Source organism: Acidovorax sp. T1, from assembly GCF_002176815.1.
Lineage (GTDB): Bacteria > Pseudomonadota > Gammaproteobacteria > Burkholderiales > Burkholderiaceae_C > Acidovorax.
In genome coordinates, this window is sequence record NZ_CP021648.1 from 2,758,746 (window position 1) to 2,783,336 (window position 24,591).

18 protein-coding genes and 2 pseudogenes are annotated in these 24,591 nt (G+C 65.5%); 13 read left to right on the forward strand and 7 right to left on the reverse strand.

Annotation, left to right across the window (positions count from 1 at the left end; all coding sequences use genetic code 11):
• Positions 1–4: 4 nt before the first annotated feature.
• Positions 5–256 (reverse strand): hypothetical protein, encoded by a 252-nt coding sequence (locus CCX87_RS20905; RefSeq protein ID WP_143218454.1) that lies wholly within the window; start codon positions 254–256, stop codon positions 5–7.
• Here CCX87_RS20905 and nirB point away from each other — a divergent pair.
• On the forward strand, positions 219–2,363 hold the full coding sequence (gene nirB, locus CCX87_RS13025) for a nitrite reductase large subunit NirB (RefSeq protein WP_232476395.1): 2,145 nt from the start codon (positions 219–221) through the stop codon (positions 2,361–2,363). The two genes, CCX87_RS20905 and nirB, sit on opposite strands and share 38 nt — an antisense overlap.
• Here nirB and istB read toward each other — a convergent pair.
• Both istB and istA read right to left on the reverse strand, forming a co-directional pair.
• A complete protein-coding gene (gene istB, locus CCX87_RS13030) occupies positions 2,358–3,122 on the reverse strand; it encodes an IS21-like element helper ATPase IstB (protein WP_056269326.1) in 765 nt (254 codons plus the stop codon). The two genes, nirB and istB, sit on opposite strands and share 6 nt — an antisense overlap.
• 738 nt (positions 3,123–3,860) lie before the next feature.
• A pseudogene (gene istA, locus CCX87_RS21670) lies at positions 3,861–4,748 on the reverse strand (IS21 family transposase); the annotation flags it as partial.
• A gap of 146 nt (positions 4,749–4,894) precedes the next feature.
• Here istA and CCX87_RS13040 point away from each other — a divergent pair.
• From CCX87_RS13040 to CCX87_RS13080, 9 genes and pseudogenes are all read left to right on the forward strand, one after another.
• A pseudogene (locus tag CCX87_RS13040) lies at positions 4,895–5,272 on the forward strand (nitrite reductase large subunit); the annotation flags it as partial.
• A gap of 69 nt (positions 5,273–5,341) precedes the next feature.
• The gene (gene nirD, locus CCX87_RS13045; RefSeq protein WP_087746844.1) at positions 5,342–5,725 is read left to right on the forward strand and encodes a nitrite reductase small subunit NirD; all 384 of its coding nucleotides are present in this window, start codon (positions 5,342–5,344) and stop codon (positions 5,723–5,725) included.
• Between the two features lie 809 nt (positions 5,726–6,534).
• Positions 6,535–9,381 (forward strand): nitrate reductase, encoded by a 2,847-nt coding sequence (locus CCX87_RS13050; protein ID WP_087746847.1) that lies wholly within the window; start codon positions 6,535–6,537, stop codon positions 9,379–9,381.
• 163 nt (positions 9,382–9,544) lie between these two features.
• Positions 9,545–10,468, forward strand: a complete 924-nt coding sequence (gene ybiB, locus CCX87_RS13055; protein ID WP_087746849.1) for a DNA-binding protein YbiB — start codon at positions 9,545–9,547, stop codon at positions 10,466–10,468.
• Entirely contained in the window at positions 10,465–11,289 is an 825-nt protein-coding gene (gene cobA, locus CCX87_RS13060; protein ID WP_087746852.1) for a uroporphyrinogen-III C-methyltransferase, read from the forward strand. Before ybiB ends, cobA begins: the two co-directional genes overlap by 4 nt.
• 344 nt (positions 11,290–11,633) lie before the next feature.
• On the forward strand, positions 11,634–12,299 hold the full coding sequence (locus tag CCX87_RS13065) for a paraquat-inducible protein A (protein ID WP_232476396.1): 666 nt from the start codon (positions 11,634–11,636) through the stop codon (positions 12,297–12,299).
• Complete coding sequence (locus CCX87_RS13070) at positions 12,296–12,922, forward strand: paraquat-inducible protein A (RefSeq protein ID WP_087746858.1); 627 nt, start codon at positions 12,296–12,298, stop codon at positions 12,920–12,922. The genes CCX87_RS13065 and CCX87_RS13070 overlap by 4 nt, the downstream gene beginning before the upstream one ends.
• Positions 12,915–14,618: a PqiB family protein gene (locus CCX87_RS13075; RefSeq protein ID WP_087746861.1), complete on the forward strand. Its 1,704-nt coding sequence runs from the start codon at positions 12,915–12,917 to the stop codon at positions 14,616–14,618. Before CCX87_RS13070 ends, CCX87_RS13075 begins: the two co-directional genes overlap by 8 nt.
• The gene (locus tag CCX87_RS13080; protein WP_087746864.1) at positions 14,615–15,298 is read left to right on the forward strand and encodes a PqiC family protein; all 684 of its coding nucleotides are present in this window, start codon (positions 14,615–14,617) and stop codon (positions 15,296–15,298) included. Before CCX87_RS13075 ends, CCX87_RS13080 begins: the two co-directional genes overlap by 4 nt.
• Before the next feature lie 109 nt (positions 15,299–15,407).
• Here CCX87_RS13080 and CCX87_RS13085 read toward each other — a convergent pair whose 3' ends face one another.
• Positions 15,408–15,908, reverse strand: coding sequence for an acyl-CoA thioesterase (locus CCX87_RS13085; RefSeq protein WP_087746867.1), 501 nt, complete (start codon positions 15,906–15,908; stop codon positions 15,408–15,410).
• Positions 15,909–15,980: 72 nt separating this feature from the next.
• Between CCX87_RS13085 and CCX87_RS13090 the strand changes: the two genes are divergently transcribed.
• Positions 15,981–17,237 (forward strand): NAD(P)/FAD-dependent oxidoreductase, encoded by a 1,257-nt coding sequence (locus tag CCX87_RS13090; protein WP_087746869.1) that lies wholly within the window; start codon positions 15,981–15,983, stop codon positions 17,235–17,237.
• Positions 17,238–17,252: 15 nt separating this feature from the next.
• On the opposite strand, the gene CCX87_RS13095 is transcribed toward CCX87_RS13090, so the two are convergent.
• The gene (locus tag CCX87_RS13095; RefSeq protein WP_087746872.1) at positions 17,253–20,525 is read right to left on the reverse strand and encodes an EAL domain-containing protein; all 3,273 of its coding nucleotides are present in this window, start codon (positions 20,523–20,525) and stop codon (positions 17,253–17,255) included.
• A 303-nt stretch (positions 20,526–20,828) separates the two neighbouring features.
• Between CCX87_RS13095 and rpsU the strand changes: the two genes are divergently transcribed.
• Entirely contained in the window at positions 20,829–21,041 is a 213-nt protein-coding gene (rpsU, locus tag CCX87_RS13100; protein ID WP_005799779.1) for a 30S ribosomal protein S21, read from the forward strand.
• A gap of 206 nt (positions 21,042–21,247) precedes the next feature.
• Positions 21,248–21,709 carry a GatB/YqeY domain-containing protein gene (locus CCX87_RS13105; protein WP_087746876.1) on the forward strand — a complete coding sequence of 154 codons (462 nt, stop codon included), beginning with the start codon at positions 21,248–21,250 and terminating at the stop codon, positions 21,707–21,709.
• 194 nt (positions 21,710–21,903) lie between these two features.
• Here CCX87_RS13105 and CCX87_RS13110 read toward each other — a convergent pair whose 3' ends face one another.
• Together CCX87_RS13110 and pmbA are read right to left on the reverse strand one after the other, a co-directional pair.
• A complete protein-coding gene (locus tag CCX87_RS13110) occupies positions 21,904–22,815 on the reverse strand; it encodes a bifunctional GNAT family N-acetyltransferase/nucleoside diphosphate kinase regulator (protein ID WP_087748328.1) in 912 nt (303 codons plus the stop codon).
• A 312-nt stretch (positions 22,816–23,127) separates the two neighbouring features.
• Entirely contained in the window at positions 23,128–24,570 is a 1,443-nt protein-coding gene (gene pmbA / locus CCX87_RS13115; RefSeq protein ID WP_087746879.1) for a metalloprotease PmbA, read from the reverse strand.
• Positions 24,571–24,591 lie beyond the last annotated feature (21 nt).

Here is a 24,591-nt window from a genome sequence, read left to right on the forward strand (position 1 = left end):
AGCGCTACAACCCTATTTCACCAAAAACATCCATTTCCACCATCGCTGGCACAAGCCTTGCATCACCCTGGGCGTGGCCGAGGTAGGCCACATGGTTGGCCCGGTGCAATGGCGTGTTGGGCTGACGAAGACGATGGCGTCCCTGCGAGTGTTGGCTACCAAGCCAGCGCACCGTGCGGACGCCTTTTTGTTTTTCCGAAACGCCTACGGGGGTCACGATGAAAAAATCCAGGCTGGTGATGGTGGGGAACGGCATGGCCGGTGTGCGCACGCTCGAAGAGCTGCTCAAAATTGCGCCCGACCTGTACGACATCACGGTATTCGGCGCCGAGCCGCACCCCAACTACAACCGCATCCTGCTGTCGCCCGTGCTGGCGGGCGAGCAGACCATCGACGAGATCATCCTGAACGACTGGCAGTGGTATGCCGACCACCACATCACGCTGCACACCGGCTTCACCGTGACCGACGTGGACCGCGTGCGCCGCATCGTCCATGCCACCAATGCAGCAGGCGAAACCATTACTGCCGAATACGACCGCCTCATCATCGCCACCGGCTCCAACCCCTTCATCCTGCCCATCCCCGGCAAAGACCTGCAGGGCGTGCTGGCCTATCGCGACATCGCCGACACCCAGGCCATGATCGACGCCGCCGCCACCTACAAGCATGCTGTGGTGATCGGCGGCGGCCTGCTGGGCCTGGAGGCCGCCAACGGCCTCATGAAGCGCGGAATGCAGGTGACCGTGGTGCATGTGGGCGACTGGCTGATGGAGCGCCAGCTGGACGACGTGGCCGGCAAGATGCTGCAAAAGTCGCTGCAAGAGCGCGGCATGCAGTTCTTGATGAAAGCGCAGACCCAAGAGCTGGTGGGCAACGCCGAGGGCCGCGTGGCCAGCGTCAAGTTCAAGGACGGCACCGAGGTGCCCGCCGACCTGGTGGTGATGGCCGTGGGCATCCGCCCCAACACCGCTCTGGCCGAGAAGATGCGCCTGCATGTCAACCGAGGTATTGTGGTGAGCGACACGCTGCAGACCACCACCGACGCCCGCATCTACGCCGTAGGTGAATGCGCCGCGCACCGGGGCATTGCCTATGGCCTGGTAGCCCCGCTGTTTGAGCAAGGCAAGGTGCTGGCCAACCATTTGGCCGAATTCGGCATTGGCCGCTACCAGGGCTCGCTCACGTCCACCAAGCTCAAGGTGACGGGCATCGATCTGTTCAGCGCGGGCGACTTCCAGGGCGGCGAGAACACCGAAGAGATCGTGATGAGCGACCCCTTTGGCGGCGTGTACAAAAAGCTGGTCATCAAGGACGACAAGCTGGTGGGCGCCTGCCTGTATGGCGACACGGTGGACGGCAGCTGGTACTTCAAGCTGCTGCGCGATGGCCGCAGCGTGACCGACATCCGCGACAAGCTGATGTTTGGCGAATCGCACCTGGGCGACACCGGCCACCAGGGCCAGAGCAAGGCCGCCGCCATGGCCGACACCGACGAGGTCTGCGGCTGCAACGGCGTGACCAAGGGCGCCATCTGCAAGGCCATCAAGGACAAGGGCCTGTTCACGCTGGATGAAGTGCGCAAGCACACAAAGGCCAGCGCGAGCTGCGGCTCGTGCACGGGCCTGGTGGAGCAGATCATCATGTTCACCGCCGGCGGCGACTACAGCGCCACGCCCAAGACCAAGGCCATGTGCGGCTGCACCGACCACGGCCACCAGGCCGTGCGCGACGCGATCCGCGCCAACAAGCTGCTGCGCATCGCGGACGTGTTCGCCTTTCTCGAATGGAAGACGCCCAACGGCTGCGCCAGCTGCCGCCCGGCCGTCAACTACTACCTCATCAGCACCTGGCCCAAGGACGCCAAGGACGACCCACAAAGCCGCGCCATCAACGAGCGCAGCCACGCCAACATCCAGAAAGACGGTACCTACAGCGTGATCCCGCGCATGTGGGGGGGAGAGACCACGGCCAACGAGCTGCGCCGCATTGCCGACGCGGTGGACAAGTACAACATCCCCACCATCAAGGTCACGGGCGGCCAGCGCATCGATTTGCTGGGCGTGAAGAAGGAAGACCTGCAGGCCGTCTGGAAGGACATCGGCATGCCCAGCGGCCACGCCTATGCCAAGGCCCTGCGCACGGTGAAGACCTGCGTGGGCAGCGAGTGGTGCCGGATGGGCACGCAGGACAGCACGCAGATGGGCAAGGACCTGGAGCGCGCCATGTGGCGCATGTATGCACCGCACAAGGTGAAGTTTGCGGTGAGCGGCTGCCCGCGCAACTGCGCCCCCGATGGCCAGGTCAAATTCCCCCACCCTTGGCCACCCCAAATTCCCCCAGGCAGGACGGTCGGATTATGACGACTCGGGTGTGATGGCGATGCGTGCAGCGGCCTCCTTGAGGCGGTAGCTCTTGCCCTCGAACTCCAGCATCGCGCAGCGGTGCATGAGGCGATCCAGGATGGTGCTGGCCATGGTGGCGTCGCCGAGGTATTTGCCCCAGTCCTGCACCACGCGGTTGGACGTGATGAGAACAGCGCGGCGCAGCTTGTAGCGCTGGTGCACGATGGCCTGTAGGACTTCAGCGGCATGCTCGCTGATGCGTCTGGCCAGGAACAGGTCATCGAGGACGAGCAGGTCCGGCGCGACCCAGTCCTTGAGCAGCTCGGTGCGCTCTGCCGTAGTGGCCAGCGCGTAACGGGCGAACTCGGTGTCGGCTTCCAGGTAACGCACGTCATAGCCCTGCAGCGTGGCCTGGTAGGCCACGGCCTTGGCCACATGGCTCTTGCCGGTGCCCGGCTTGCCGATGATCAGCGCGTTGGCCCCCTCGCCGATGAACTTCAGGGTGTGCAACTCGAAGCAGGCGCTGCGCGGCAGCTTCGGGTTGAAACGCCAGTCGAAGTCAGCCAGCGAGGGGCGCTCATCCAGACCCGAGCGCTTGAAGCGGCGCTCGGTCAGGCGAGAGCGCCGGCGGTCCAGCTCGTCTTGCAGCATGGCGGCGAAGGTCTCCAGGAAAGGCTGCTGGGCGGCCTGGGCCTGCATCACGCGGGTGGACAGGGTCTCGGCGATGCCGGACAGGCGCAGCTCGCGCAGCGCGCGTTCGATCTCGATCATGTTCATGGCTGAACTCCCGGTGCGTTGGTGGTTGTTGGTGGTGGTGGTGGTGGTGGTGGTGGTGGTGTTTGCCGTGGCGGCGGCGAGCGCGAAGAGATCGCTGTACTCCTCAGCGTCTCGGATGAGCTCATGCTGCTGCGTCAGCGCGTGGGCACCGGCGGCGGGTGCTTCGCCGCAGGTAGCCTCGATGGCCGCCATCGCCTGGGCAAAGAGGGCTTCGGTCAGCGCCAGCACGCGCTTGTAGCTGTAGACCCCTTGCTCCAGGGCCTGGGCGCAGGCGGCATTGATGCAGTGCGCCGGGTAACGGCGCATGAGTCCCACAATGCCCCAGAGCTTGCGCTGCCCGACACGACCCTCGATGGCAAAGAGCAGCTCACACAGCCGGCTGGCGTGCTCACCAATCTCGCCGGCCTGACGCAGGATCAGGCGGGTCTCGCGAGACGGATTGAACACCCGCTCCTCCATGGGCAGAATCACCGTGCCGGGACGCTCGGCCTTGGCGTGGGTGCGCAGCAAGGCACGGGTGTGCATGTCACGAATCTCGATGCGCTGGGCGTAGATGCGCACCAACACCTTGGAGCCGATGTTCGCCGGGCGAGCGGCGTAGCTGCTGTGATCCACCCGCACACAGCTGTCGTCGCAGACGGTGCGCACCGCCTCGTCGAAATACTGCATTCCCAGCACTGGCAGGGGTTTGAGGTGGCTGCGCTCTTCCTCGAACATGGCCTGCACCTGGCGTCGCTCGGTGCCGTGGATGCGCTTGGATGCCCAGCTCTTCTCCCAGTGCGCCAGGAACTCGTTCTGGGCCTCGATGGACTCAAAGCGCCGGCCCTTCAAGGCCGTGGCCTGGGTATGGCCGATGGCATGCTCCACCGTGCCCTTGCGGTTGGGGTCTCGCACCCGCGCCGGGTCGGCCACCACGCCGTAGTGCGCCAGGGCGGCGGCGTACACCGGGTTGAGATCGGGCTCGTACAGGTCGGGCTTGAGGACGCCTTCCTTCAGATTGTCCAGCACCACGTACTGGGGGCAGCCCCCGAAGTACCGCAGGGCCCGCTCGTGCAGCTCGGCCCAGATCTGCTGGCTGGACTTCCAGACCACGCACCGGAAACTGGCACGGGAATACCGCAAGGTGGCCACGAACAGGCGGGGCTTGCGGTACCGGTCGCTGCCGGGCACGCGGGTGGGCGCGCCCTCGCCGTAGTCCACCTGCATCTCCTCGCCGGGCAGGAAGGACAGGCGATCGAACTGCTCGGGCTCCTTGTGCCGCAACTTTGCACAGAAGCGTTTGACCGAGTTGTACTGGCCATCAAAGCCGTGCTGGTCGACCAGGTCCTGGTAGATGGCCGTGGCGTTTCGCTTCAGCCGCAGCTGGGCTTCGATGAACTCGCGCCAGGGTTCGCACAGGGAGGTGGCCACCGGCCCAGGAGCCGGTGGCCAGGGTGGGGGAATTTGACCTGCCGAGCCGGTGGCCACCCCGGGGGAATTTGACTGCAGTTGCTCCAGCCAGCGCTGGTGGTAGCTCCTGACCGTCTTGCGGTCGATGCCCGTGATGCGGGCGATCTCGCGTTGCGATGTGTTGCGCTCCAGCAGTGTCTCTATGGTGGCGCGTTGGTTGGACTTCAAGACATTCACTCCTTGGCCTTCCCTCGGGGAAGACTGGATCAATGTCCTGCCAACAGGTGCCGACGACGCCGGCGTTAAACCCCTATCCCCGATCAGTTCAGGTGGGGGAGTTTGAGGTGGCCATAGACGGGGGAATTTGGGTGGCCATCAGGGGCGCCGAGGCGGGCATCAAGGACGTCGGCATCATCGGTGTGGACAGCGGCTGGGAGATGTATGTGGCCGGCAACGGCGGCATCAAAACCGAGGTGGCCCACTTCTTCACCAAGCTGAAAACCGCCGAAGAAGTGCTGGAGTACACCGGCGCGTTTTGCGAGCTCTACCGCCAGGAAGGCTGGTACCTGGAGCGCACCGTGCACTACGTGAACCGCGTAGGCCTGGACTATATGAAAAAGCGCATTCTGGAAGACCACGCAGGCCGCAAGGCACTGTGGGAGCAGCTGCAGTTTGCACTGGACGGCGAGCCCGACCCGTGGTTTGAGTTGGACAAGGCGGCGGTGGACACACGCCAGTTCATTCCGATCGCCGTGGCTTGATCCATTTCTCATACAAAAGTGCCTTTAGCGCTGGATGGATAAGCGCTAGCAGCTACCAAAGGAATAGCAATGACAACATGGAAACTGATCTGCCGCGTGGACGACATCCCCGTGCTCGGCTCGCGCCGCGTGGCCCGGGACAAGGGCCTGGACGTGGCGATTTTCCGCAACGATGCGGGCGGTGTTTTTGCGCTGCTGGACCGCTGCCCGCACAAGGGTGGGCCTTTGTCCCAAGGCATCGTTTTTGGCACGCAGGTGGCTTGCCCGATGCACAACTGGACGATTGGTTTGTGCGATGGGCAGGCGGCGGCGCCGGATGAGGGGTGTACGCCGAAGTTTGCGGTGAAGGTAGAGGATGGGGCGGTGTATCTGGATGCCGATGAGCTGGCGTCTGTGGCTACCGATCTGACACGGCCTGTGGCCGGGCCTGCGCGGCGGGTGGCTGGGGTTTGAGATGTTTGCGGGTTTGCCTATTTTTGGTGGTGTGCCTTTGCTGAGGGTGGGGGCCGGGTCTCGCCCCGGCGGGCGAGGCACTTTTCTTTGCTTCGCCAAAGAAAAGTACCCAAAAGAAAGGCGACCCTGCTGTCTGCGACCCTCCGCTTCGCTGCGGGCAACCTGGGGTGCTCGTGCGCGGGGTGCGCCGTGGAACTCACTGCGCGCTGGCGCGCTGCGCTCGGACAACCACGGCGAGTCAGATGACGAAGCGGGTGTGTCCTGCGGCACACCCGCCACCCCGCGCCCTGCGCGCCCCAGGCGCATCCAGAAGGGTTTGGGAGCCAACAGCCACACGGGCCATCGCTGCGCTCGGCCCAGGTTGCGCAGCGCGTGGCGCTTGCGCCCGCGAGACGGGGCCGAGCGCAGCAAAGGCCCGTGTGGATGTTGGGCTGTTCGGCTGTCCGGTGGTTCCCCCCATCTGGCTGCGCCTGCGGCGGTGCGGTTGCGGGGTGAGCATGCGCGTCGAAGCGCGCATGCCTCGTCATCTGACTCGCCGTGGTTGTCTGAGCGTAGCGCGCCAGCGCGTAGCGAGTTCCACGGCGCACCCCGCAACCGCACCGCCGCAGGTTTGCCCCGAAGGGGTCGCAGACTGTGGGTCGCCTTTTCTTTGCTTACTTTCTTTTGGCGAAGCAAAAGAAAGTGAGTCGGCCGCCGGGCCGAGACCCGGCCCCCACCCTCAAAAAAGCACGCAAAAAACCATCAAAACAATAGCTACCAACGCTTGACACAAAAGCGCCAGAGCCCAAAAACACTGAAGAACCCACGCCATGCAAGAAACCCAATCCACCTGCCCCTACTGCGGCGTAGGCTGCGGCGTGATTATCGAATCCGAGGGCCCCCAGATCACCGGCGTGCGCGGCGACCCCAGCCACCCCGCCAACTTCGGCCGCCTGTGCACCAAGGGCTCCACCCTGCACCTCACCGCCACCAGCCCCATCACCCTGCAAACCCGCCTGCTGCAACCCCAGCACCGCGCGCAGCGCAACGAGGCCGCGCTACCCGTCACCTGGGACGCAGCCCTCACCCTGGCCGCCGAAAAATTCGCAGCAACCATCGCCCAACACGGCCCCGACGCCGTGGGCTTTTACGTCAGCGGCCAGTTGCTCACCGAGGATTACTACGTCTTCAACAAACTCGCCAAGGGCCTGATCGGCACCAACAACATCGACACCAACTCGCGCCTGTGCATGAGCAGCGCGGTGGCGGGCTACAAGCAGACCCTGGGCGCCGACGCGCCACCCGCCTGCTACGACGACGTGAACCACGCGCAATGCCTGTTTATCGTGGGCAGCAACGCCGCCTGGGCGCACCCCATCCTGTTCCGGCGCATTGAAGACGCACGCGCCGCCAACCCCGGCATGAAGGTCATCGTGGCCGACCCGCGCCGCACCGACACCGCCGGCATGGCCGACCTGTTTTTGCCCATCCAGCCCGGCAGCGACGTGATGCTGTTCAACGGCATGCTGCACCTGATGCTGTGGGAAGGCTGGATCGACGCCAATTACATCGCCGCGCACACCACGGGCTTTGACGAACTCAAGGCCCTGGTGCGCGACGCCACGCCCGAGCGCGTGGCGCAGGTGTGCGGCATTTCAGTGGCCGACCTGACCACGGCGACAAAGTGGTTCGCGACCTCGAAAGCGACCCTGAGCCTGTACTGCCAAGGCCTGAACCAGAGCAGCAGCGGCACCGCCAAGAACGCCGCGCTCATCAACCTGCACCTGGCCACTGCGCAGATCGGCAAACCCGGCGCGGGCCCGTTCAGCCTGACCGGCCAGCCCAACGCCATGGGCGGCCGCGAGGTGGGTGGCATGGCCAATTTGCTCAGCGCCCACCGCGACTTGGGCCTTCCCCAGCACCGCGCCGAAGTGGCCGCACTGTGGGGCGTGGCCGATGTGCCCAGCCAGCCCGGCAAGACGGCGGTGGAGATGTTCCAGGCCGCCGCCGATGGCGAAATCAAGGCCCTGTGGATTGCCTGCACCAACCCCGCGCAGAGCATGCCCGACCAGGCCACCGTGCGCCGCGCGCTGCAGCGCGCCGAATTCGTGGTGGTGCAGGAAGCCTTTGCCACGGCCGAGACCTGTGCCTATGCCGACCTGCTGCTGCCCGCCACCACCTGGGGCGAGAAGACCGGCACCGTGACCAACAGCGAGCGCCGCATCTCGCGCGTGCGTGCGGCCGTTCCCGCGCCCGGTGCGGCACGCCACGACTGGGCCATCGCGGTGCAGTTTGCGCACCAGCTGGAGGCAAGACTGCGGCCCGGTGCGCCGACGCTGTTTCCTTACACCACAGACGCGGCCGATGCGGGCGCCGAGGCCGTGTGGAACGAACACCGCGAAAGCACGCGCGGGCGCGACCTGGACATCACCGGCCTGTCGTGGGAGATGCTCGAATCCCAAGGCCCGCAGCAGTGGCCGTTCGCTGCAGACGCCGCCACGGGCAAGGCCCGCCTGTACGAAGACGGCATCTTCCCCACCACCGACGGCCGCGCGCGTTTTGCTGCGCATGCATGGCAGCCCACGGCCGAACAACGCGAATCGCGCTACCCCTTCAGCCTGACCACCGGCCGCCTGCGCGACCAGTGGCACGGCATGACCCGCACCGGCACGCTGGGCCGCCTGTTTGGCCATGTGGCCGAACCCAGCCTGCAGATGCACCCGCAGGACATGGAGCGGCGCAAGCTGGCCAGCGGCGACCTGGTGCATGTGACCAGCAAGCGCGGCTCCATCGTGGTGCCCGTGCAGGCCGACACCACGCTGGGCCTGTCGCAGGTGTTCATGGCGATGCACTGGGGCAGCGAATTCTTGAGCGGCATCTCGTCCACCGGCGAGCGGCTGGCGGGTGTGAATGCGCTCACCACGTCTGCGTTCTGCCCCACCTCCAAACAGCCGGAGCTGAAACACGCCGCCGTCAAGGTGCTCAAGGCCGAACTGCCGTGGACGCTGCTGGCCATGGCGTGGTTGCCCGCTGACGGGGCATTGGCTGCGCGCGAAGCCTTGTCGGCACTGATGGCGCAGTTCTCCGCATTCCAGTTCACGAGCTGCGTACCCTTCAGCAACAACACCCCGCTGGACGAGCCGGGCCGCGAGCGCACCGGCGTGCTGCTGCGCGCCGCCGCTCACGAAGCACCGCCCGACGCCTTGATCGCCCAGATCGAAACCCTGCTGGGCATGGCGGGCGCCGACACGCTGCGTTATGCCGACAAAAAACGCGGACAGCGCCGCGCAGCCCGGCTGGCGCGCCAGGGCGACAACACCACGCTCGAAGGCGTCGTGCTCGCAGGCGATACCAGCGCCGAAGGCTGGCTCAAGACCCTGCTGCAGGAAGAACTGCCCGCACAGACCTACGGCCGCCTGCTGCTCGTGCCCGGCGCCAAGGCCCCCGTGGCGGTGCAGTCGCGCGGCAAGCCGGTGTGCACCTGCTTGAACGTAACGGACGCCGCCATCACCGCCGAGCTGGCGCACTGCCACGGCACCGACGACGACCGCCTGGCCCAGTTGCAAGGCAAGCTGCGCTGCGGCACCAACTGCGGCTCGTGCGTGCCCGAGCTCAAGCGCATGGTGCGCGCCACCGGGCCGCTCGCAACCCCTGCAACGGCGCAGGCCACCATATAACCAAAAGTTGTCTGCACTCAAGGAAAATAGCGAACAAATCACCCACAGCATCAGGATGGGTGCAACAGGGCTCCTAGGCATCTCGGCGCAGACAGTACTTGCGTACGGCAAGCCGAGATAACGACGCTGGAGCCCTGTTTCACCCATCCCGCCAACCAAAACCATGGGCATTAGCCAGTACATCAAAGAGATCGGGCGCGGCGCGCGCGGCGCCAAGCCGCTGTCGCGCGAGCAGGCAGCCGACCTGTTCGGCCAGGTGCTGGACGGCACGGTGAGCGACCTGGAGATCGGTGCGTTCTGCATCGCCATGCGTATCAAGGGCGAAACACCCGAGGAGATGTGCGGCTTTCTGGATGCCACCCACCAGCGCCTGGCGCTGCTGCCCGCCAGCGACCGGCCGCTCATCGTGCTGCCCAGCTACAACGGTGCGCGCAAGCTGCCGGTGCTGACGCCGCTGCTGGCGCTGCTGCTGGCGCGCAAAGGCCTGCCCGTGCTGCTGCACGGCATGCGCACCGAGGCGCGGCGAATTTTGGCATCGGATGTGCTTGCAGCGCTTGATGTGCCTGCGCTAGCAGCTCCTGAAAAGATAGCAAATGGAACGGTGCGCCATATCCCTACGCAGCACCTGCATGCGGGCCTGGCACGGCTGCTGTCAGTGCGCGACGTGGTGGGCCTGCGCAACCCGGGGCACAGCGTCGTCAAGCTGATGGCGCCCTGCGCGGGGCCTTCGGTGGTGGTAACGGCTTACACCCACCCCGAATATTTCGAGATGCTGCGCACCACCTTTTGCACGCTGGGCACGAGCGCACTGCTCTCGCGCGGGCTCGAAGGCGAAGTGGCCACCGACCCGCGCCGCACACCGCGCTATGACGGTTTTGTGCACGGCGTGCACACCGTGCTCGAAGAACAACAGCCGGGCACGGCCAGCGAGGTCACCGGGCTGCCCACCGACATCGACGTGGCCACTACCGCCACCTACACACAGCGCGTGCTGGCCGGTGAATTGCCCGTGCCGCCCGCCATCGAACGGCAGGTGGAACATATCTTGCGACTTGCTGATCAAACCGTTTCGGAGACATCCCCATGAGCCGCCCCACGCCTTCCACCACATCGCCCACAGCCAAACCCCACCTGGGCACCGGCGGCAGCTGCACTCTGGTCGGCGCAGGCCCTGGCGACCCGGAACTGCTGACCATCAAGGCGCTCAAGGCCATCCAGGCGGCCACCGTGCTGCTGGTGGACGACTTGGTGAGCGATGCCATCGTGGCGCACGCATCGCCCACGGCACGCATCGTCTATGTGGGCAAACGCGGCGGCTGCAAGAGCACGCCGCAGGCCTTCATCGAAAAGCTGATGCTCATGGCCGTGAACGAAGGCGAAAACGTGGTGCGCCTCAAAGGGGGCGACCCGTTCATCTTCGGCCGCGGCGGCGAAGAGGTGGAGCACCTGCGTGCCGCCGGGGTGCCGGTCACGGTGGTCAACGGCATCACGGCGGGGCTAGCGGGGCTGACCTCGCTTGGCGCACCGCTCACGCACCGCGCGCATGCGCATGGCGTGGTCTTCATCACGGGCCACGCCAAGCCCGGCGACGCTGGCACCGACTGGCGCCAGCTGGCCGCCACCGCGCGCAACGCCCGGCTGACGCTGGTGATCTACATGGGTGTCAGCGGCGCGGGGCACATTGAGCAAGAGCTGCTCACCGGCCTGCCGGCCGACACCCCCGTGGCCATCATCCAGCACGCCAGCCTGCCCCAGCAACGCCATGCCATCACCACGCTGGGCCGGCTGCACGCCACCATCACGCGTGAAAAGCTGGCCAGCCCCTCGGTGATCGTGGTGGGCGATGTGGTGCAGGGCGTGGCGCTGGCGTCGTCCGATGTGCCGTCGATGGCGCTGCGCGCGGGCTGAGCCCCCCCAAGTCCGCCAACTGCGCTTGCCCCTGAAAACGGCGCGGAACTGCGCGTACAGGGCTTGAAGATCGAGCGCCTGCACCAAGGCCCAGACGGAGCGCGCCTGGTGCGCCTGTGCGTCCGTTCGATGCCGATTCGGTGGAAATGCTGCCCATGCCCATCGGCAAGCTGCATCCGTGCCGCTCAATGCTTGCAGGCTCTGAACCATCCTGCCGCGCAAGGACATGACTTCTGTCAAGCGAACAGAGAATATATTGCGCCATGTGCGACGCAACAAATGGAAGCCATTTTTTCGATGCGCGCATGGCCCGATGGTTCGAACTTCAAGACTGAAAGCGAGATTTGGCGCGACATCCCGACAACAGTGGCACGTTAAATATGAAAACGTTCACGAATCTGGTTGCCTGCGAGCACTGCGACACCATCTACGCGCGCGCGCCCTTGGCGCCCGGCGAATTGGCTCGCTGCGGACAATGCGATGCGGTTCTTTATCGCGCCAGCCGGCTCGACATCGACCGGTGGCTGGCACTTACCGTTGCCGCGGCGGTCGCCTTCGTGATCGCCAATGTCTGTCCGGTGGTGAAAATCAGCCTGCAGGGACTGCACAGCCAAGCCACCTTGTGGCAATCGGCTGCGGCACTCGCCCAAGGCCAGGCGGCCCCGATCGCCGTCCCCACCGCCATCGCCATCATCGTGATCCCGTTCATGCAGATCAGCCTCTTGCTGTGGGTGCTGGGCCATGCGCGCGGCGGCCGCCGCGCCCCAGGTTTTTCCCTGGCCATGCGCATGCTCGTGGGACTGCGCCCCTGGAGCATGGTTGAAGTGGCCCTGCTGGGCATTTTGGTGTCCGTCATCAAGCTGTTGAGCATGGTGGACGTCGTGCCTGGCGCGGGCATCTGGGCGACGACGGCATTGATGATCTTGATCACGCTCGTGGCCAACCGCGACGTCCACTGGCTCTGGGACTTCACCGACAGTGACAGGCCCCGCGGCAAGGTGGCGCCATGAGCACGCATGCGCGCGCCCTGGAGACGGGGCTGGTGTCCTGTCATGCATGCGGCTTGGTCTGCGAGGATGTACTGGATCGGCAAGGCCACGTCCACTGCCCCCGATGCGGTGCGCCGCTGCACCGGCGCAAGCCCAACAGCCTGGGGCGCACCTGGGCGCTCCTGATCGCGGCCCTGATCCTCTACATCCCCGCGAACGTGCTGCCCGTCATGTACACCAACCTGCTCGGCAGCGGCATGGACAGCACCATCATGAGCGGCGTGGTGGCGTTCTGGAATTCGGGCTCCTATGGCATCGCGCTGGTGATTTTCATTGCCAGCGTTGCCGTGCCTTGTGCCAAGTTTCTCACCCTCGGCCTGCTGCTCGTGACCACGGGCCGTGGCACTTCCTGGGCCAGACGTGAGCGCAGCAAGCTCTACCGCATGGTGGAAGTGATCGGCTACTGGTCGATGCTCGATGTGCTGGTCGTCGCCGTGATTGCGGCCCTCGTGAAGTTCCAGGGTCTGGCCGACATCGCGCCGCGCATTGGAATCCTCTTTTTTGGCATGGTGGTGATTCTCACCATGCTGTCGGCCATCAGTTTTGATCCTCGGTTGATCTGGGACGGTAATAAAGATGAATGATCCCCACGGCGCAACACCCTCCCCCGCCACACCCACCATTCAACAGCGCACCATGCGGCCATCGCTGGTCTGGCTGGTGCCGGCCGTTGCGGCCCTGATCGGCGTGTCGATGCTGGTGCATGCCTGGATGTCCGCTGGGCCCGAAATCACCATCACGTTCAGGACCGCAGCGGGATTGGAGGCAGGCAAGACGCCCGTGAAGTACAAGGACGTCACCGTCGGCACCGTCACGGCCATCCGGCTCAGCGACGACGACTCGCACGTGGTCGCCACGGTAGCGCTGGACAAGAGCGCCGAACGCCTGACGCGCCAGGACACGCGTTTCTGGGTGGTGCGGCCACGCATCGGCACGGGCGGCATATCGGGCATCGACACGCTGCTCTCCGGCGCCTACATCTCGGCGGACGCGGGTAGCAAGCAAGAGTCCGCCACGGACTTTGCCGGCCTGGAGACCCCACCCACCATCGTGGGCGGCGCGGCCGGCAAGTCCTTCACCCTGCTGGTCGACGACCTCGGCTCCCTGGATGTCGGCTCGCCCATCTACTACCGACGCATCCCGGTCGGCCGTGTCGCTTCGTACCAACTGGACCCAGCGGGCAAGCATGTCAGGCTGCTGGTCTTTGTCGATGCGCCCTATGACGCGTTTGTCACCACCGACACGCGCTTCTGGAATGCCAGTGGCGTCGACCTGTCGATCAGCGCCGATGGCCTGAAGCTCAAGACCCAATCCGTGGCCACGATCGTTGCCGGCGGCCTGGCGTTTGCCACGCCCGCGTACCGCGACGCTCCAGCGGCTGCCGAGAACACGGAGTTCACCGTCTCCAAGGACCAGGCCGAAGCCATGGCGCCCCCGGACGGGCCAGCCCAGTTCATCCAGTTGCGTTTCCGCCAGCCTTTGCGCGGCCTGTCAACTGGCGCCCCCGTGCAGTTCGCCGGCGTGGACCTGGGCCGGGTGGTGTCGATCAGTGTGGACTACGACGCCGACGCCCACCGCTTTCCCACCATCGTCGGTGTGCTCATCTATCCCCAGCGGCTGGGACGGGTGCTGGACAAGCTCCCGAAACGCGAGACGGACTCCCCCGACGAGACGTCAGCGCGGCTCCTGCAGGGCATGGTGGATAACGGCCTGCGCGCCCAGGCGCGCTCGGGGAACCTGCTCACGGGCCAGCTCTACATCGCCCTGGATTTCGTGCCCAATGCGCCCAAGGTGGCATTTGATGCCAGCGCACGGCCCATCTCCATCCCCACGATCGACGGCAGCTTCGACAAGATGCAGGAGCAGCTGGCCAACATCATCACAAAGGTCGAGAAAATGCCGCTGGATTCGATCGGCCGCAACCTCGACGCCTCGCTATCGGGGCTCAACCAGACGCTGACACAGGTCAACACCCAGATGCTGCCCGAAACCACGCGCACGCTGCAGCGGCTCCAGCAAATGGCCCAAGAGTTCCAGCAGACTGCGCAATCCGTGCAGGGTCTCACGCAATCGGCACAGGGCCTGACCGCCGAGGACGGCCCCCTGCAGCAAAACCTGGAGCAAACCCTGCTCGAAACCCAGCGCGCGGCCAGGTCGCTGCGCACCCTGACCGACCTGCTGGGGCGCAACCCCGACTCCCTGCTGCGCGGCCGCCCCAGCGACCCCCCGCCCGCACCGGGCGCTTCATCACCCTCCAATCTTCGGGAATCTTCGCAATGAACCGCTTTTTCGGCATCGGGCTGCTCGCGCTCACGGGCGGCCTTCTGGGTTGCCAGGCCCCGACCCCCATACGCTTTCACACGCTGGCATCGCCCATAGCCCAACCGGCGGTCCATTCGACAGCCCAACCGGCAGCCTCAGCGCCCCCGGCCGCGACCTCCGCCGCATCGCCCCCCTTCCTCATCGACGTGCTGCCCGTCGGCATACCGGCGCAGCTGGATACGTCCCAACTGCTGGTGCGCCAGGGCGACAGCACCGTCGTCGCCCTGAATGACGAGCGCTGGATCGGCCCGTTTGCCGACGAAGCGCGCAGCGCACTGTCGGCACAGTTGACGCAACGCCTTGGCACGACCGACGTCGCAGGGCTGGCGCCCCCCAAGGGCAAGCCGGTCCTGCGCATCAAGGTGCAGATCCGCCGCTTCGATGCCTGGCCTGGCCAACAGGTGCAACTCGATGCGGACTGGAGCCTGGGGTTCGCGGACGAGTCCAATGGCGCGCGTTTGGTGTGCAGCACGCGGCAAGTGGTACCCGCCGGCCCCGCCTATCCCCAGGTGGTACAGGCGCAGCAAAGCGCACTGGCCGATCTCGCCGCGCAGCTGGCAGACAGCGCCAGGCATTGGGCGAATTCACGTACCGCGCAATGTTTGCCCCTGGAGCCTGGGCGACAGAAGGCGCCATAGCGAAACGGTGCGCCCGCTTTGGAGGCAAGGCACCTTGCCCGCAGCCCACGCGGGCGGCAAAGCGGCAAAGCGCCGACCGCCGCGCAGGCTGAAAGCCCTCAGCCCAAGGTCAGCCCAAGGGTGCAGGCACTGGCGCCGAACGGGCCTGCTCGAAGCGCGCGGCCAGCTCCTTGCGCAGGGTCTTGCGCATGACGGCCGCATTCCAGCGGCGGTGCTCGTCCGTTGTGGACGGCGACAGCCGGGGCACCTGCACGGGCTTGCGCGCCTCGTCCACCGCCACCATCGTGAAAAAGCAGCTGTTCACATGCCGCACCACCTGCGAGCGAATGTCTTCGGCCACCACCTTGATGCCCACCTCCATCGACGACGAGCCCGTGTAGTTGACGCTGGCCAGAAACGTCACCAGCTCGCCCACATGGATGGGCTGCAAAAACATCACCTGGTCCACGCTCAGCGTGACCACGTAGCAGGCCGAATAGCGGCTGGCGCACGAATACGCCACCTGGTCGAGCAGCTTGAGAATGGCGCCGCCGTGCACGTTGCCCGAAAAATTGGCCATGTCGGGGGTCATCAGCACGGTCATGCTGAGCTGGTGGGATGGGATGTTCATGTTCTGATTTTAAAAGCCCGCCCGCGCTGACCGGGCAAAATTGCCGTTTCCGCTTCGACCCCCATCACCCCCGTGCCCATTCCTTTTTACGACGCCATCGTCATCGGCGCCGGCGCCGCCGGCCTGTTCTGCGCCGCCCAGGCCGGCCAGCGCGGCCTGAACGTTTTGCTCATCGACCACTCCGACAAGGTGGCCGAGAAGATCCGCATTTCGGGCGGCGGGCGCTGCAACTTCACCAACCGCGACCTCGACCCCTCGGCGCCGCACAAACACTTCGTGGGGCAAAACCCGCAGTTCTGCCGCTCGGCGCTGTCGCGCTACACGCCCGCGGACTTCATCGCGCTGGTGCAAAAGCACGGCATCGCCTTTCATGAAAAGCACAAGGGCCAGCTGTTTGCCGACCGCTCGGCCGAAGACATCATCGCCATGCTGCTGGCCGAGTGCGCGGCGGGTGGCGTGACCCGCTGGCAGCCTTGCGGGGTCAAAAATATAGTGTTTTTGGCCTCTAGCGCAGGCACATCAAGCGCAGGCAGCTATCAAATTGATACCGATCGGGGGCCTGTAGCGGCGCGCTCGCTGGTGATTGCCACCGGCGGCCTGTCCATCCCCAAGATCGGAGCCACCGACTTTGGCTACCGGCTCGCGCAGCAGTTCAACGTCCCGCTCATCGAGCGCCGTCCGGGCCTGGTGCCGCTGACGTTTGACGGCGCGGGGTGGGCGCCGTATGCGCAACTGGCCGGGCTGGCGCTGCCGGTGCAGATCAGCACGGGGGCCAAGAAAAACCGCATGGCCTTTGACGAAGACCTGCTGCTCACCCACCGGGGGCTGTCGGGCCCTGCGGTGCTGCAAATCTCCAGCTACTGGCAAGAGGGCACACCGCTGGCCATCAACCTGGCGCCCACGGTCGATTTGCCCGCTGCGCTGGCGCAGGGCAAGGCCCGCTCGCGCAAGCTGGTTGCCAACGAGCTGGCCACGCTGGTCCCCAGCCGCCTGGCCGATGCCTGGGCGGGGCGCGAGGCCGACTGGCAGCGCCCCATCAACGAGGCCAGCGACAAGGCCCTGGCGCGGCTGGCCGAGCAGCTGGCACGCTGGGAGCTGACGCCCACCGGCACCGAGGGCTACAAAAAGGCCGAGGTCACACTGGGCGGCGTGGACACGCGCGTGCTGTCGCAGCAGACCATGGAGTGCAAGACGCAGCCGGGCCTGTACTTCATCGGCGAAGTGGTGGACGTGACGGGCTGGCTGGGCGGCTACAACTTCCAGTGGGCCTGGGCCAGCGCCCATGCATGCGCCCAGGCGCTGCCAATGGCGGAGGCCATGGCGCACTGACAAGTCAACGCTCCGTCAAGCGGCCGCCAGCACCTCGCGCACCGGCACTCCCGACGGCCAGTGCTGGCAGGCCCAGGCCTCAAGCTCTGGCACCGGCAGCGGGCGGCTGAAGTGGTAGCCCTGCAGCTCCTCGCAGTCCAGCGCGCTCAGCACCTGGGCCGTGGCCAGGTCTTCGACGCCCTCGGCCACGATCTTGAGGCCCAACGTATGGCCCAGGGCGATGATGGCGCGGGTGATGGCCATGTCGGCGGGGTTGGTCAGCATGTCGTGCACAAAGGACTTGTCCACCTTGAGCCGGTCGACGTCGAAACGCTTGAGGTAGGCCAGGCTGGAATACCCCGTACCAAAGTCGTCGATGGACAGCTGCACGCCCAGCAGCTTGAGCGCCGCCAGCTGCAGCTCGGACGCATGGGCGTTGTCCATCAACTGGGACTCGGTGATCTCCAGCTCCAGCCGGTGGGCGGGCATGCCGGTGCGGGCCAGCAGCGCCTCGATGTCGGTCACCAGCGATGGGTCGGACATCTGCGCGGCCGACAGGTTGACCGAGATCGACACCTGGGCCAAGGGGTGTAGCGCCACGGCGTCGCCCGGGCCCGTGTCTAGCGCCAGGTTTTGCCAGCGCACCCACTGCTCGCAGGCCTGCTGCAGCACCCAGCTGCCAATGGCGCGGATCATGCCGGTCTCTTCGGCGATGGGGATGAATTCGCTGGGCGGGATGGCGCCCAGCACCGGGCTGGTCCAGCGCAGCAGGGCCTCCACGCCCAGCAGCTGGGCGCCTTTGGCGCTCAGGCGGGGCTGGTAGTGCAGGCTCAGTTCGTTGCGCTCCAGCGCACGGCGCAGGTGCTGCTCCATGGTCTGGCGGGCCACGGCGCGCTGGTCGGTCTCCATCGAATAGAACCGCGCCATGTCGCGCCCGGTGGTCTTGGCCTCGTACATGGCGGCGTCGGCGCGGCGCATGAGTTCGTCGATGTCGCTGCCGTCCTCGGGGTACACGGCGATGCCCACGCTGCAGGACACGTTCAGCTCGTGCCCTTCCACCGGATGGCTCTGGCGGATGAGCGGGATCAGCCGCCGCTCCACCAGCTGCTGCACATCCTCGCGCCCGGTCACGTCACGCATCACCACCACGAACTCATCGCCCCCCAGGCGGCTCACGGTGTCGCGGCTGCGCACGGCCTGGGTAAGGCGCGCCGCCACCGAGCGCAGCAGGCCGTCGCCAATGTGGTGGCCCAACGTATCGTTGATGGCCTTGAAGCGGTCCAGGTCGATGAACAGCACGGCCACCTTTTCGCCCGTGATGGGCGCCTGCGCCAGCGCCAGCTGCAGGCGCTGCACGCACAGTGAACGGTTGGGCAGCTCGGTGAGCACGTCGTGGTGGGCCAGAAACTGGATGCGCTCCTCGCTGCGCTTGCGGTCGGTGATGTCGATGGCAATGCCGATGTGGTTGGCCACGCCTGCACTGTTGTCATGGCCCTTGCCCTCGCGCACGGCCGACACCATGAGCCAGGCCGGATAGGTCTCGCCCGAACGGCGGCGAAACCGCACCTCGCCCTGCCAGGACTCCTTGTCGAGCATGGTGCGCTGGATCTGCGCCGACAGCGGCTCGGCGCCCGCCTCGTCCAGCAAAAAGCCCAGGTCCTCGCCGATGACTTCGTAGAAGTCGTAGTGCGTGCTGCGGCAGAACGCCTTGTTCACGCTGATGATCTGCTGCTCGGCGTTCATGATGATGATGCCCTCCGACGAGGCCTCGAACACCTTGGCCCACAGCTCCAGGCGCTGCTCCATCACCTTGAGCACGTTGATGGGCGTGAACGCCGTGAGCACCGAGTCGCGCCCCTGGAACTGCAGGCGCCGCGCCGACAGCACGGCCCACGATGGCTCGGGGCTGCCCTTCCAGCGCACTTCAAATTCATCAACCGAGCCATGGTCCGCCAGGCGCTGGAAGAAGCGCGCACGCACGCCAGGCTCCAGCCCAACGGCCCAGGGGTCGGTCTTGCGGCCGCCCAGCCAGTGGGCGGCGGGCGCGTTGAAGTGCAACACCTCATGCTCGGGCACCGAGGTGACGACCATGGGGATGGGGAAGGCCTCCACCAGCTCGCGCTGGGCCTCGGCCGCGCGGGCGCTGGCGGCCAGCTCCTGCTGCAGCAGGCGTTCGCGGTCGAGCTGGGCCAGCATTTCGTTGAAGGCCGTGACCAGGCGGCCAATCTCGTCACGGCTGACCCAGTGCGCGCGCAGCGTGTGGTCGCCGCTCTTGCGCACCTCGTCGGCCACGCGGGCCAGCTGCTGCAGCGGCTTGGCGATCTGCCGGGCCACCAGCGTCACCAGGCTCAGGATGCAGCCCAGCAGCACCAGCGCCGTGCCCAGGTGCAGCCACATGCGGGCAAACAGGCTGTCTACGCGCTGGTTCAGCAAACGCTCCAGGTCCACAATGCCCACCGACCAGGCATCGTGCAACGCACCCAGCACCAGGGCCTCCTGCACGCCCACCTGCGCCACCGTCAGGCGTGACTCGCCCGAAGCAATGCCTTGCAGCAGTGCCTGAAAGCCCTCCTGCGCCGCCTTCAGCGCCTCGCGCTGGCGTACCAGCGCGGCGCGCATCTCGGGCGATCCGGCAATGAAGGCCTGGTTGTAGTCCGACTCGATGCCCAGCATCACCGCATCCAGCCGCCCCACCAGTGTCAGCAGCTCCGATGACCACTGGGGCCCGCGCCGCGACGGCGCCGCGTTCAAAAAACTGACGGTGTCATGCACCGCCTGCAGCAGCTCGGGAAACCGCAGCACCACCAACGACATGACGTAGTAGCTGTCCAGGTCTGGGTCCAGGATCAGGTTGGACTGGTTGCCCACGGTGGTGAGCAGCTCGCGCCCCTCGCGCAGCAGCTGGCTGCGCAGGTGGGTGAGCGACTGCGCATCACCGCCCGCACCACCCTCGGCTGCGCGCCCCACCAGCGCTTTCAACGCCGAACCAAAGCGCTGCCCGGCATCGGCCGTGCGCAGTTGCTCGTCGTGTGCCGCACGCACAGTGTCCAGCCGGGTCAGTACATCGGCCACCAGCGGTGGCTGCTGCGATGCGTCCAGAAACTGCCCCATCAGCCCGTCGCGCACCACGGCGGCATAGGTGGTGCCCACCACTTCCTTGCGCGTGAAGTCAATGGCCAGGTATTTTTCGTGAATCAGGATGCTGGAGACGTAGATCACCGCCGTCAGATCCAGCAGATAGATGAGCATGAGCTTGCGGCCCACACTGAGTCGGCCCAGCCAACCCGATACGCGGTGCATGAATGCCATGGTGTCTGCGGCGGGAGTCGCCCGGGCAGCTGGCCAGGGCACCCCACCGATGAATAAGAGTGTTACAGCATGAAGCAACTTCCGCGCCATTGCAGCGCCGCCCGCGAGATGCCATCCTGGCGCGGTGTCTGCGGACAGACGGGCGGCCCTTGTACAGGCGCGGATAAAGGCTATAATCTCCGGCTTTGCTGGCAATGCCCCGTCGGCCAAATACTAGTTACAGACGGGGAAACCGCTTTGTACGGACTTGAGGCCCGATCTCCCCAAGCCCCTCTGCAGGCACCATTTGGAAAACATTAGCTAATGACCACGATCCGCGTAAAAGAAAACGAACCCTTTGACGTTGCACTGCGCCGCTTCAAGCGCACCATTGAAAAGCTCGGCCTGCTGACCGACCTGCGCGCCCGCGAGTTCTATGAAAAGCCCACCGCCGAGCGCAAGCGCAAGAAGGCCGCCGCCGTGAAGCGCCACTACAAGCGCGTTCGCAGCATGCAACTGCCCAAGAAGATGTACTGATCTTCGGACCCCAAGCCTGCTTGGGTCCCAAAACCCGCGCTAGGGACGCCAAGCGCGGGTTTTTGTTTTTTCGGGTTTGCCAAAAGGCTTTCTGGCGTCGTTGCAACGCCTTGCCGTAGCTGGACTACTGTCTGCGGCGTTGCGCCTAGCCAGAAAACCTTTTGGCAAACCCTGTCCCTTCCACCCTCTTTCTGAAGGAAGCCGCCATGAGCCTCAAAGACCAGATCACCGAAGACATGAAAACCGCCATGCGCGCCAAGGACAGCGAGCGCCTGGGCACCATCCGCCTACTGCAGGCCGCGATGAAGCAAAAGGAAGTGGACGAACGCGTCGTGCTGGACGATGCGGCCATCGTCGCCATCGTGGACAAGCTCATCAAGCAGCGCAAGGACAGCATCACCGCCTTTGAAGGCGCGGGCCGCCAGGACCTGGCCGACAAGGAAAAATCCGAAATGGCCGTGCTGCAGGCCTACCTGCCCGAGCGCATGTCGGCCGATGAAACCCTGACCGCCGTGAAAGCCATCGTGGCCGAGCTGGGCGCTGAACTTGGACGCGGTGTGGGCCCCGGCGACATGGGCAAGGTGATGGGCGTGGTCAAGACCCGCCTGGCCGGCAAGGCCGACATGGGCCAGGTCTCGGCGGCTGTGAAGGCCGCGCTGGCGGGCTGATTGATGGAGATAACCCCGGCTGGCCACACAACGGTCGGTATTATTTTGATAGCTGCCAGCGCTTGCTAGACAAGGGCTAGCGGCCATTTTCGCTTTCATTTCGCGTGATCTGCAGCGCCTGCGCCGCCGCAGTCTGCGAACGCCATCACAGCGAGGCCGCACATGCCGGATCCGGGTCTGCGCAGCGTGCCAAGCTAGAGGTGAAAATCACCCGCGGCTTCCGGCTGATAAAGCACTTTGTCAATCCGGATATGGCAGGTTCGGTTCGGAATCCGCCAGCTGAAGGCATCGCCCTCCTTGTAGCCCAGGATCGCGGTGCCGATGCCGGAGCTCACCGACAGTTTCCCGGCACGTTCGTCCGCATCCTCTGGGTAAACCAGCGCAACTTCCACCTTCTCGTCGTCCACCTGCAGCAAGGCCTTGGAGTTCATCGTCACGACATCCTCCGCCACATTCCATGGATCGACGACGATGGCCCGCTCGATCTCATGCTCCAGCTCAAAAATATCCGAACCCCGTTCGAGCTCGACCAGGCTCCTGAGCCGGGCCTTGTCGATCTCGGTGATGTAGATATCCGAGGCATGAACTGCAGGGCTTTCGCGCAAGAGCCGCAGATAGCGCTCCGAGCTCATGACAAACGACTTCATCGCAGGCGTTTCGTTTTCCAGCAGAAAGCCGCTGTGCAGGAAGGCCTTGATGGATCGCCCGTTGTCCGGGTGGATTTTGGCGATGAGCTTCTCGGCCCGCATGTCGAAGAAGGCGAGCTTCATGCCTTCACGGATGGTGCTGGCGCCGAGCTTGCGGCCCCAGTTGTCGCGGTTGCCGACGACCAGGACCATTTCGCAGTCCGGCCCCGCCTTGACGAGGCGCACGAAGCCGATCGGCACGTCATGCCGGTCGTAGGCCATGAAGAACCGGCCGCCCTGGTTGAACAGATGGGTCAGGATCGGCAACTGGACCCGGCCGATGACCTGCTCGATGAATCGGGAGACATGGCGCGAATCGCTCAGGAAGCGGGTAACTTCCTCATCTTCCAACCAGTCCATCAGAGTGAGCGCATTGGCCCGAGTGATTTCGGGACACAACGAAATGAAAGGCTTGTTCATCTTCACCACCTTTGGTTTCAAGAATGAAAGCCTTCCATGGCCGTGGCCATGACGGTTCTTTCGACGAACCGTGCATTTTACCGGGGTACGCGAGCGCGGCAGTTCGATGCTTTACAAAGCCCGTGCGTTGCGTGCCGCCAAGAGGCCCGCGCGCGGGGCGCACTGCCACGGTAGCGCTGCGGCCTCAGGGATTTCGACCTAATATTCAAGCCAAATCGGGCTCTAGCGCTTACCCATCAAGCGCTGACAGCTATCAAAACAAAAGCAGCCCAAAGGCTGCTTCTGCAGTGAAGAGCGTGGCAGAGCGAAGGCTCAGCTGCCCGCCACCTTCATGCGGTTGACCAGGATGGAGCCCACCGTCTTGGCCCCGTAGTTGTAGGCATCTGCGCCCACGGCCTCAATGCCCTTGAGCATGTCTTTCAGGTTGCCAGCGATGGTGATTTCGTGCACCGGGAAGGCGATTTGGCCGTTTTCCACCCAAAAACCGCTGGCGCCGCGCGAGTAGTCGCCCGTCACATAGTTCACGCCCTGGCCCATCAGCTCCACCACAAACAGGCCCGTGCCCAGCTTTTGCAGCATGGCGTCGAGGTTGTCGCTGGCTTGCGTGAGGCGCGAGGTCATCACCAGGTTGTGCGAGCCACCGGCGTTGCCCGTGGTCTTCATGCCCAGCTTGCGCGCCGAGTAGCTGCTGAGGAAATAGCCCTGCACGCGCCCGCCCTGCACCACCTTGCGCGGCGCCACGCGCACGCCCTCTTCGTCAAAGGGCGAGCTGCCCTTGCCGCGCGGCACAAAGGGGTCTTCCAGAATGTCGATGTGCTTGGGGAAGACCATCTTGCCCAGCGAGTCGAGCAGAAAGCTGCTCTTGCGATACAGCGCGCCGCCGCTCACGGCCTGCACAAAACCGCCCAGCAGGCCCGCCGCCAGCGTGGATTCAAACAGCACCGGGCATTGCGTGGTGGGGATTTTGCGGCTGCCCAGGCGGCTCAAGGCGCGCTGCGCGGCGTAGCGGCCCACGGCCTCGGGCGAGGCCAGTTCGGCGGCGTCGCGCATGGAGCTGTACCAGGCGTCGCGCTGCATCTCGGCATTGCGGCCGGGCAGCGAGGCGATGGGCGACACCGAAAAGCTGTGGCGCGAGCTGGCATAGCCACCGCGAAAGCCGCGCGTGTGCGCGCTGAAAAAATGGCTTTGCTGGGCCGACACGCCCGCACCCTCGCTGTTGGTGATGCGGCGGCTGGTCTTGAGGGCTGCGGCCTCGCACTCCATGGCCAGGTGGGCCGCCTGCTCGCTGTCGATGGCCCAGGGGTGGAACAGGTCCAGATCGCGGTGGGAATCGGGCGGCGCAATGTCGTCGGCATCAGGCAAACCGGCCATGGGGTCTTCGGCGGTGAAGCGGGCGATGTCGTAGGCGGCCTGCACAGTCTGCTCGATGGCCTTGTCCGAAAAATCGGAGGTGCTGGCGTTGCCCCGGCGGTTGCCGATGTACACCGTCACGCCCAGGGATTTGTCGCGGTTGCGCTCCACGTTTTCGAGCTCGCCCTTGCGCACGCTGACCGACAGGCCGCAACCTTCGGAGGCCTCGGCGCCCGCGTCGGTGGCGCCCAGCTTCTTGGCGTGGGCCAAGGCACGGTCCACCAGGTCTTCAAAGAACGGGCGGCTGTAGCTGAAGCCGCGTTCCGGAGCGGGAGAATGGGCAGCGGCGGAGGCAGCGGCCGCAGCGCCTGGGGCGCGGGAGGCGCGTTGGGAGGGTTTGTTCATAGCGGCGGCTATGATACTTGC